This is a genomic window from Pseudoalteromonas sp. RB2-MNA-CIBAN-0110 (genome assembly GCF_040309305.1).
In the GTDB taxonomy this organism is placed as follows: domain Bacteria; phylum Pseudomonadota; class Gammaproteobacteria; order Enterobacterales; family Alteromonadaceae; genus Pseudoalteromonas; species Pseudoalteromonas arctica.
Genome location: NZ_JBEOOQ010000327.1, coordinates 1 through 236, shown reverse-complemented (window position 1 = coordinate 236; position 236 = coordinate 1). Strand labels below are relative to the sequence as shown.

Sequence of the window (236 nt, the reverse complement as noted above, 5' to 3'; positions counted from 1 at the left end):
TGGAACACCCAACGGTGGAAGCTAACCGACTACGAGACCTCCCAGACTGCTACAAGATTAAATTACGTCAAGTTGGGTATCGGTTGATATACCAAGTGCACGATGAAAAAGTGTCGATCCTTGTTGTCGCTATAGGAAAAAGAGATAAATCAGAGGCGTATAAAGACGCTGGAAAACGAGTTTAACCGTTTTTTGATAAACAGTAGTTATTGCGGTTATGCGTTTGATTTTAAAGT

Annotated in this window: 1 protein-coding gene; it reads left to right on the top strand. The window is 40.7% G+C overall.

The window, feature by feature from the left end:
• Nucleotides 1-185, top strand: a 185-nt coding sequence (locus tag AAEY68_RS21690; protein WP_350586898.1) for a type II toxin-antitoxin system RelE family toxin, incomplete at its 5' end; no start/stop codon positions are given.
• Nucleotides 186-236 lie beyond the last annotated feature (51 nt).